The following is an 8,796-nucleotide window of genomic DNA, read 5'->3' on the forward strand; positions in this document are numbered from 1 at the left end:
GCTCTAAGCATCCCTATCATACCTGACCGAGCACCAAGGCGCAACCACTCATTTTCATTCTACTTATTATCAAAGACCGGACGGCTGTCCCGGCAGGTTCCGTCCATGACCCCGTTCGGTTGGACTGCGTCCCACTGCACAGGCAACACGGCAGGCGGGACGCCCGCAATACGAAAACAGGGGCCGGACACCCTGATAGTGTCCAGCCCCGGCTCCTGAACCGCAGGGGCAGCGCCCCCTTGATCGACCGCCACGATGCTGCTTCCTCCCGGCAGGCGGCCATCACCTTCGTGCGGAACTTTCCAATTGACTCGGGCGCTCAACGGATGCTTATCATTTTAAAGTGATTACTCTGTGGCTGTTGGCAATTGCCGAATGACGGATGCGGAGGAAGACCAGGGATCGCCGGGACGGGGGCATCCGTTCTTCCGGCTGTTCCCGGGCATGAGCGCGGCCCATCCCATCAGGTACGGCTTTGAGCCAGCGCCAAGGCAAGGCCCGTCGGGGACGCCGTCCGCGGGTCAGCTTTCATCCAGGCGGCCACAAGGGGGAAGTGTGCAGGAACCCATCGCGTCCCGATTCAAGGACTCCATGCAGCGGCTGATGAACCGTGTGGCCGGGCCGGTCCAGGGGAATCCCGGCCGCCGACTGTTCCTGGCCCTGGCGGCCCTGGCCCCGCTCGGGGCCGCCGTCAGGGCGGAGGCGGGCAAGCAGGGGCATGCGGGGCACGGCGGCCCGCTTTTTCCCTGGCGCAATCCCGCCATCGCCCTCACTCCGCCCCCGCCGCTCACCGGCAAGGGGACCGGGCAGGTGTACACCCCGCACATCCCCACCCTGGGCCACGAGACGGACGGCGGCGTCAAGGTGTTCCGCCTGACCGCCCAGCCCGTGGAGCGCCTGCTCCTGGACGGGCCGCCCGCGCCCGGCTCCCTCTGGGAGCGCTGGCACACGGCCAAGGGAGCCATGCACGGCATGGACATCCCCAAGAAGGTGAAAATCTGGGGGTTCAACGGCTCCGTGCCCGGCCCGGCCATCGAGGTGGTCCAGGGCGACAGGGTGCGCATCGTGGTGAAGAACGAGTTGCCCGAGCCCACCAGCGTCCACTGGCACGGCCTGGAAGTGCCCAACGGCCAGGACGGCGTGGGCGGACTCACCCAAAAGCCCATCATGCCCGGGGAGACCTACACTTACGAGTTCACCGTCCACCAGACCGGCACGTTCATGTACCACTCCTCCTTCAACGAGAAGAAGCAGGTGGGCATGGGCCTGGGCGGGTTCTTCATCATCCACCCGGCGGACGGCTCCCGCCGCGTGGCCCGCGACATCGCCATCCTGCTGCAGGAGTGGTTCTTCCTGCCCGGCAACGAATACGTGGACGTCACCTCCACGGACCCCAACTGGTTCACCATGAACGGCAAGGCCGCCCCCTCCACCGAGGTGCTCACCGCCGTGGTGGGGGAAAAGGTCCGGCTGCGCTTCGCCAACCTTTCCAACCTGCATTCACACCCCATTCACCTGCACGGCGTCACCTGGCGGGTCACCGGTACAGAGGGCGGCCCCATACCGGAGTCGGCCCAGTGGCCGGGCAACACCGTTGACGTACCGCCGGGAGCGGTCCGCGACGTGGAGTTCAGCTTCACCAACCCCGGGTATTGGCACATGCACTGCCACAAGCTGCACCATGTGGTGAACGCCCACGCCCCTGTGCCCATGGGCGTCATGCCCATGGGCGGCATGACCATGCTCTTCGACGTGCGGGACGGCCACGGGGCGGCGCCAGCCGCTCCACCGGACCAGGGCCACATGGGGCACGGGGCCCACTCCGCGCCCGCCGCCCCTGACAAGAACCACGGCGGACACGGGGGAGGACAATAACATGCGCGCAACGCTCTTCCCTTGTCTTCTGGGCCTCTGTCTCCTGGCGGCCGGGGGCTGCGCCCGGGTGCACCCGGACAGCGCCTTCGGCAAGGTCTCCGACATCGCCCAGGCCCGGCTCGACCAGCGCCCCCTCTGGGTGCGAACCGCCGAGGACGAGGCCGTCGTCCGGGCCGAGGTCCTGGCCATCCTGTCGCGCGGGGTATCCCAGCGCGACGCCGTGCGCCTGGCCCTGGTGAACAACCCCGGGGTGCAGGCCCGCTTCGAGGAGATCGGCGCGGCCCAGGCCGACGTGGTCCAGGCCGGGCTGCCCCGCAACCCCTCCATCGCGGTTCTGTTCGGCTTCCCCATGTTCTCCGGCGGGCCGCTCAGCTCCCTGGCGGCCCAGGCCGCAATTTCGATTTCGGACCTGGCCGAGATCAAGGACCGCACGGCCAAGGCCCAGGCCGAGCTGGAGCGCGAGGTGCTCCTGGTGGGTCATGAGGCCATGACCGCCGCCCGCGAGGCCAGGCTGGCCTGGCTGGAGCTGGCCTATTCCCGCAGGGCCGAAGGGCTGGCCTCGGACGTGGCCGCCCAGGCCGGGAAGCTCTCCGCCTCTTCGCGGCAATACCGGAGTTTCGGCCTGGCCGACGACGCCCGGGTGGCGGCGCTTGAGGCCGGCACGGCCAGGGCCGAGCTGGAGGTGGCCGGGCTCAGGGCAAGGGCCGGAGTGGCCAAGGCCCGGCTGTCCAGGGTCATGGGCCTGGCCGAGGGCCAGGAATTCGACATCGCGGGGCAGGTTTCGGAAGAGCCGGTCCCCCTGCCCGAAACGGCCCAGGCCGTCCGGTACGCCCAGGACAATAATCTCAAGGTCCAGGCCGCGCGATACGCCATCCAGGCCGCCCGAAGCGGCGCGGAGTTGGAGAAGGTGCGGTGGCTCAAGGATTTCGAGGTGGGTGCCGGCTACGACTACGACATCGAGGGCAACCGGACCATGGGGCCTGGCGCGTCCCTCAAGCTGCCGCTCTTTGACCAGAATCAGGCCCAGCGGGCCAAGGCGGCCTTCCGGCTGCGCCAGGCAGAGCGTTTGGCGCAGGAGGCCGGGGCCGAAGCCCGGGAGGAGGCCCTGCGCGCTTTGGAGGATGCCGGTTTGGCCAAGGCCCGGGCCGAGGCCCTGGCGGCGCGGGTGCTGCCCCCGGCCGGACGGGCCGCCGCCTGGGCGGGCAAGTACGCCCAGGCCATGCAGATCTCTGAACTGACCGCGCTGGAGGCCCAGTTGGAGCTCTTGAAGATACGGCTGGAGCACAACCGGGCGCTCCTGGAGGAGCAGGAGGCTTTGGTCCGGCTGGAATACGCCCTGGGCGGGCCGGTCCGGCGCCCGGTCCTGTAAGCCCGGGCGCCATACCGCAGGAAACTTAAGGAGCGGCGGCCTGCTGGCAGGCGGCCAGAGGCTCCTTGGCGAACCAGACCAGGGCCCCGGTGGAGGCCTTGGTGGAATATTCCATCATGACGGAGACGTCCCCGGCGTCGAAGCGCCAGGAGCGGTCCCCCTGCAGGTTCTCGGGGCTCTCCAGGGGCGCGCCGTGGAGGTCGGTGAGCCTGCCCAGCAGGGTCAGATGGTTTATCTGCCCGTCGTAGCGGGTCAGCACGCCCGCCAGCTTGTCCTTGCAGAAGACGTAGACGATCTCGCGCACGACAACGCCCTGCACGTTCATGTTCTCGTCGGGAACGGTGTAGTAGCGCAGGTTGCCGCTATCCTCGCGCAGCTCCGGCTCCTTGAGCGCGGAAAGCGGCGCGCCCCAGGCCAGGCCACGGAAGCCCTCGCCGGACGGGGTCTTCTTCTTGGAAGGCTTCTCCGCGTCCTGGGACTTGGAGGACTTGCCCTCGGACTTGCCGGACTTCTTGGACTTCTTCGAGTCTTTGGAGCCCTTTGCGTCTTTGGAGTCTTTGGACTTCGACTTGGATTTGGACTGGGACTGCGACTGCGACTGCGGCTTGGTGGAGGAATCCTGGGCCAGGCCGTCGGCGGCGGGAACTGCCAGGGCCAGGCACAGCGTCAGGGCCAGGCCCATCAGGCGGGTGAACGTTTTCATGCGGCATGGATAAAGAAAGCCCGGCCCCGCATCAAGGGTTCCGGGCTTCTAAAAGCGCATTCTTGCAATGTGGTAACCCGCGCGGGCTCAGACGGCCTTGTCCAGCACGCCCTTGGCCATCTTGCGCAGCCCTTCCGAGAGCTTGACGATCTCGTCCCGGGGGATCTTCATGATCACCTTGCGCTCGTCCTTGTCCATCACCTCCACCTGCACGTCCTTGCCGCCTTCCAGCAGCTTGAAGTGCAGGTTCACGCCCTTGTCCTTGAAGTAGCTCTGGGCCTGGGAGATCACCTGATTCGCGTCGGGCTGCGCGGCCTGCTGCTGGCCCGCCTGGGCGGGCTCCCACTCGTGGACGGCCTGCTTCGCCTGCACGCCCGCAGCGTCTTGATGCTTCGTAGATTCGGGATGCCTGGACGCCGCCGCAGCGCGCTCCGCATCCCCCGCCGCAACCGCCGCATCCTTGGGCTGATCTATGGCTTTGATGTTCATGTCCCACCCCTCCCTGGATGAAACCATACAATACCGGTTTCCTGCGGCTCCTTATCGGTCTTGATGGGGAAAACTTTAGGGGGTTTGTCAAATTCCCTCGGGAACCCACACGGCTGAGCCCGCGTCTCCGTAAGCCACGGCCGCTCCGTCCAGGTAGCAGGCCCCCACCCAGGCGCAGACCGCCGCGTCGAGCATGTCCTCATACGCCTTGAGGCGCGTTCCGTCCGGCGGGGGCAGCACGCCCGGGGCGAACTCCATGCGCCCGGCCAGGGCCTCGCGGATGGCCCGCCAGACGCCGAGCAGCCGCTCCACCCGCTCCGCGCGCGGCAGGTCCGGCCAGTATTTCCCGGTTTTCGAGCTCTTGTAGGGCAGGCGAATCCGCTCCCCCGTGAGCGCAAGCAGCGCCGGGTGCGGGTAGACCTCCAGCAGGTCGCGCCCCGTGGGCGCGCATCCGGCCACGGCGACGCGATATCCTCGGCCCTCCAGGCCCTGGCTGAAATCCTCGCCCAGAACGCCTGGGCGCTCCGGCGTTGGGCTGTGCGTGGCGCACTTGCGGCCCCCGAAGGCCCGGGACACGGCGTTGTCGGCCTCTCTGCGCCCCGTCACCCGCCCATGCGGCACGATGGGCATGTCCACGGCCACGCACTGGGGCTCCACGCCCGCCAGTTCGCGGCAGCGCGCCAGCAGGGCCTTGGGCTCGGGGGCCTGGGCGGCGCGAATCCTCGCACCCACTGCGCCTGGCCCCTCTCCGGGTCCGGCCCCAGCTCCTATGCCTGCTCCGTACGCACCTCCATGCTCGACTCCATGAGCGGCTTCTGAGCCGCCTCCCGCCCTTGTTCCAGGCGCGCATCCCTCCCGGGGTACGGCCAGAAACCCGGCCATGTCCGGCGCGGCGAGCACCAACCGCCAGCCATCTCCGCCGTCCACGGCCAGGGCCGCGCCCCAGGGGTTGGCCGGGGTCCAGGCCGCGTCCAGGCCCAGCGCGACCCGCACGGGGCCTGCGCCGCCCGCCAATCTTGACTTGCCCGCTGTTTTCATCAAAAGTCCTGGCCTCTCAATTTAGCTTCCCCGGAGCCTACCGTGAAACCAGCCCCGTCGTCCGTATCCTTCCCCAAACTGGAGGAGGACGTCCTCGCCTCCTGGCAGCAGGACCGCACCTTCTGGAAGTCCATGGACCGGACCAAGTCCGGCAAACCCTACGTCTTCTACGACGGCCCGCCCTTCGCCACGGGCCTGCCCCACTACGGCCACATCCTGACGTCCTACGTCAAGGACACCGTGCCCCGTTACCACACCATGCGCGGCCGCTTCGTGGACCGCACCTGGGGCTGGGACTGCCACGGCCTGCCCATCGAGTACGAGGTGGAGAAGCACCTGGCCATCTCGGGCAAGGCCGAGATCCAGAAGTACGGCATCGACAAGTTCAACCAGAAGTGCCGCGACATCGTGCTGGGCTACGCCGGCGAGTGGGAGCGCGTCATCACCCGCATCGGCCGCTGGGTGGACTTCTCGCGCCAGTACAAGACCATGGACCTTACCTTCATGGAGAGCGTGCTCTGGGCCTTCTCCGAAATGTTCAACAAGGGCCTGGTTTATGAGAGCCCGCGCGTGGTGGCCTACTGCAACCGCTGCATGACGCCGCTCTCCAACTTCGAGACCGGCCTGGACGACTCCTTCCGCGAGCGCGACGACATGGCCATCACCGTGCGCCTGCGCGACCGCGAGAACCCGCAGTGGTCCTACCTGGCGTGGACCACCACCCCCTGGACCCTGCCCTCCAACCTGGCCCTGGCCGTCAACAAGGACATCGCCTACGCCCTGGTCGAAGTGGCCGAGGGCGACCTGGTCTGGCTGGCCAAGGACCGCATGGAGGCCATGAAGAAATTCCTGCCCGAGGAGCCGCGCATCGTCGAGGAGCGCCCCGGCTCCGGGCTCATCGGGCGCGCCTACGAGCCGCTCTTCCCCTACGCCAAGGGGGAGCGCACCCACGTGATCCTGGAAGGCCCCTTCGTGGACACCTCCATGGGCACGGGCATCGTCCACATGGCCCCCGCCTTCGGCGAGGACGACTACAACCTCTGCACCTCCGAAGGCATCGACCTCTTCGACCCGGTGGACCACCAGGGCCGCTTCACCGAGGCCGCGCCCGACTGGCAGGGCATGGGCGTGTTCGAGGCCAACAAGCACATCGCCCGCCGCCTGCGCGAGACCGGCGCCCTCTTCGCCCAGGAGAACTACCGCCACAAGTACCCGCACTGCTGGCGCTGCGACCAGCCCCTGATCTACCGCGCCATCTCCAGCTGGTACGTGCGCGTGGCCCAGAACCGCGAGGCCCTGCTCAGCTGCAACGAGGACATCAACTGGGTGCCCGCGCACATCGGCCAGGGCCGCTTCAAGAACTGGATCGCGGACGCGCGCGACTGGTCCGTCTCGCGCAACAGGTTCTGGGGCACGCCCATCCCGGTGTGGCGCTGTCAGACCTGCGGCGCGGTGGAGGTGCCCGGCTCCATCGCGGAGCTGGAAGCCAAGACCGGCACCCAGATCACGGACCTGCACCGCCCCTTCTGCGACGAGCTGAACTGGAAGTGCTCGGCCTCAGGCTGCTCCGGCACCATGCAGCGCGTGCCCGAGGTGTTCGACTGCTGGTTCGAGTCCGGGGCCATGCCCTACGGCCAGGCCCACTACCCCTTCGAGAACAAGCAGTGGTTCGACGACAACTACCCCGCCAGCTTCATCGTGGAATACATCGCGCAGACGCGCGGCTGGTTCTACACCCTGCTGGTGGAAGGGGCGCTGCTCAAGAACCAGACCCCCTTCACCAACGCCATCTGCCACGGCGTGGTCCTGGCGGAGGACGGCCGCAAGATGTCCAAGCGGCTCAAGAACTTCCCCGACCCCATGGAGGTGGTGGACAAGCACGGCTCCGACGCCCTGCGCATCTACCTGCTCTCCTCCCCGGTGGTGCGCGGGCAGGACGTGCGCTTCACCGAGCGCGACGTGGAAGAGGCCGTGCGCCGCTACCTGATCCCCTACTGGAACGTGTTCCACTTCTTCACCTCCTACGCGGCCCTGGCCAAGGGCTACGAGCCCGCCCTGCTGGAGGCCGCCTCGGCCCTGCCCGACAGGCACATCCTGGCGGAGCTGGAGCGCCTGCGCAAAACGGTGGAGGGCCACATCGAGGCCTACGACCTGCCCCGCTGCTACCAGGCCATCCTGGAGTTCGTGGAGACGCTCTCGGGCTGGTACGTGCGCCTGAACCGCCCCCGCTTCTGGACCGAAGAGGTCACCGACGACGCGCGCCAAGCCTTCGACACGCTCTACACCGTGCTGGTGGAGTCCTCGCGCATCTTCGCCCCCTTCATCCCCTTCGCCATGGATTACATCCACACGCACCTCGTGGGCTCCTCCGTGCACCTGGCCGACTGGCCCGCTGCCCAGCCCGCCCGCGACGACGAGAAACTCACCAGCGAGATCGACACCGTGCGCCGCATCATCGAGTGCGGGCGCAGCGTGCGCGAGAAGGTGCGCATCAACCTGCGCCAGCCCCTGGCCTCTATCATGGTGGCGGGCGTGGACAGGGCCGCCGTGGAGCCCTACCGCGCGCTCATCGAGGAGCAGGTCAACGTCAAGGCCGTGGAATACCCCGAGGACGCCAGCGCCTTCGCCGCCCGCGTGGTGCAGCTGGACGCCAAGACCCTCGGCCCCCTGCTCAAGGGAGCCTTCGGCCCCACCCTGGCCGCCGTGAAGAAAGGCGACTACGCCGTGGGCGAGGACGGCGCGCTCAGCGCCGCCGGGACCCGCGTGGAGCCCACGCACTACACCGTGGCCTGGGAGGCCCTCTCCGGCGACGTGGGCGTGGCCGCGGACAAGGGCGTTGTCGCCGGCCTGGTGCTGACCATCACCCCCGAACTCAAGCGCGAGGGCGCGGCCCGGACGCTCAACCGCCTCATCCAGGACCAGCGCAAGAAGCTGGACCTGGCCTACGACCAGCGCATCAGGCTCGGCATCGAGGCCGATGGCGTCTGGAAGGAGGCCCTGGAGGCCCACGTGGGCTGGCTCACGGAGCAGTGCCTGGCCGTGGCCGTGGAGTGGAAGGCCGCCGCGCCGCAGATCGAGGTCAACGACGACAACGGCTCGCTGAAGGTGGAGATCGTGGCCCAGTAGCCGGACGGAACACAGGAAGAAATGAGAAAGCGGACGCCTCCTCGCGGGGGCGTCCGCTTTTTTGCTCAGGAGGGATGCCTAGTTTGGTCGCCACGTTTCAGGCGCGGTGAGCCGCGTCGGGTCCGGCTGTGGCCTCTGCGCCGCCGAAGCGGCGATGTTCTTCAAATACAGCGGCGTTTCGGCGGCGCAGAGGCCA

General features: G+C 68.1%; 6 protein-coding genes. 3 read left to right on the plus strand and 3 right to left on the minus strand.

Annotation, left to right across the window (positions count from 1 at the left end; genetic code table 11):
* The first annotated feature begins 555 nt into the window (after positions 1-555).
* Entirely contained in the window at positions 556-1,875 is a 1,320-nt protein-coding gene (locus tag MLE18_RS16830; protein WP_243439964.1) for a multicopper oxidase domain-containing protein, read from the plus strand.
* A gap of 1 nt (position 1,876) precedes the next feature.
* Positions 1,877-3,244: a TolC family protein gene (locus MLE18_RS16835; RefSeq protein ID WP_243439965.1), complete on the plus strand. Its 1,368-nt coding sequence runs from the start codon at positions 1,877-1,879 to the stop codon at positions 3,242-3,244.
* 25 nt (positions 3,245-3,269) lie between these two features.
* On the opposite strand, the gene MLE18_RS16840 is transcribed toward MLE18_RS16835, so the two are convergent.
* The 3 genes from MLE18_RS16840 to MLE18_RS16850 form a co-directional block, all read right to left on the minus strand.
* Positions 3,270-3,947, minus strand: coding sequence for a hypothetical protein (locus tag MLE18_RS16840; protein ID WP_243439966.1), 678 nt, complete (start codon positions 3,945-3,947; stop codon positions 3,270-3,272).
* Positions 3,948-4,034: 87 nt separating this feature from the next.
* A complete protein-coding gene (locus MLE18_RS16845; protein ID WP_243439967.1) occupies positions 4,035-4,436 on the minus strand; it encodes a flagellar protein FlaG in 402 nt (133 codons plus the stop codon).
* Positions 4,437-4,523: 87 nt separating this feature from the next.
* Positions 4,524-5,429 carry a DUF429 domain-containing protein gene (locus MLE18_RS16850; RefSeq protein ID WP_243439968.1) on the minus strand — a complete coding sequence of 302 codons (906 nt, stop codon included), beginning with the start codon at positions 5,427-5,429 and terminating at the stop codon, positions 4,524-4,526.
* 87 nt (positions 5,430-5,516) lie between these two features.
* Between MLE18_RS16850 and ileS the strand changes: the two genes are divergently transcribed.
* Entirely contained in the window at positions 5,517-8,600 is a 3,084-nt protein-coding gene (ileS, locus tag MLE18_RS16855) for an isoleucine--tRNA ligase (RefSeq protein ID WP_243439969.1), read from the plus strand.
* Positions 8,601-8,796 lie beyond the last annotated feature (196 nt).

The sequence above is a fragment of the Fundidesulfovibrio soli genome (assembly GCF_022808695.1).
Classification (GTDB): domain Bacteria; phylum Desulfobacterota; class Desulfovibrionia; order Desulfovibrionales; family Desulfovibrionaceae; genus Fundidesulfovibrio; species Fundidesulfovibrio soli.